This window comes from Vibrio sp. 1580 (assembly GCF_033340055.1).
Genome location: NZ_JAWOVT010000359.1, coordinates 1 through 652 on the forward strand (window position 1 = coordinate 1; position 652 = coordinate 652).

The 652-nt window shown below is 50.0% G+C and carries 1 protein-coding gene and 1 pseudogene; both read right to left on the reverse strand.

Annotated elements, in window-relative coordinates; all coding sequences use genetic code 11:
- On the reverse strand, positions 1–551 hold a 551-nt coding region (locus R7093_RS26000; protein ID WP_318147117.1), incomplete at its 3' end, for a dipeptide/oligopeptide/nickel ABC transporter ATP-binding protein.
- Positions 548–652, reverse strand: a pseudogene (locus R7093_RS26005) (ABC transporter ATP-binding protein); the annotation flags it as partial. The pseudogene R7093_RS26005 and the gene R7093_RS26000, both read right to left, overlap by 4 nt.

A 652-nucleotide genomic window follows, 5' to 3' on the forward strand; every position in this document is an offset into this window, starting at 1 on the left:
GATGTTGGCTCATCGGCCAAAATTATTTGTGAACCGACGGCCAGTGCGCGTGCGAGATTTACTCGCTGACGCTGACCGCCGCTGAGTTCGTGCGGGTACTTGTTTAACGTCTCTTCTGGCAATTCCACCAGCTTGAGAAGTTCCTCCAATCTCGCCGGGATCTCGCGGTCATGCTGCACCTGCTTGTGGATTTTCAACGGGCGAGTTAGATGATGACGAATTGTGTGGGTAGGGTTCAGCGATCCAAAAGGGTCTTGAAACACCATTTGCACCTTACTGCGATAATCTTGAATATCGTGTCGTGAGGTGATGTCATTGATGTTGGTGCCGTTAAATAGAATTTCCCCTTCGCTCGCCGGGTAAACCTTTGTGATTAGCCTTGCACACGTGCTTTTACCGCAGCCTGATTCGCCAACGAGAGCCAATGTTCGCCCAGCGTAAAGATCAAAACTGACGCCTTGCAACGCTCGAAAAGTCTCTTCTTTGGCAAAGCCACCGCCCACAGTGAACTCTTTGATCACGTTTTTCATTTGAATGATCGGTTGACTCATGCTGGTGCTCCTTGTTGCTCTGGCTGCTTGTGAACATCGTGAATATTGGGGAACGAGGCCCACAATTTTTGCGTGTAAGGGTGTTGTGGGTGATTGCGGAT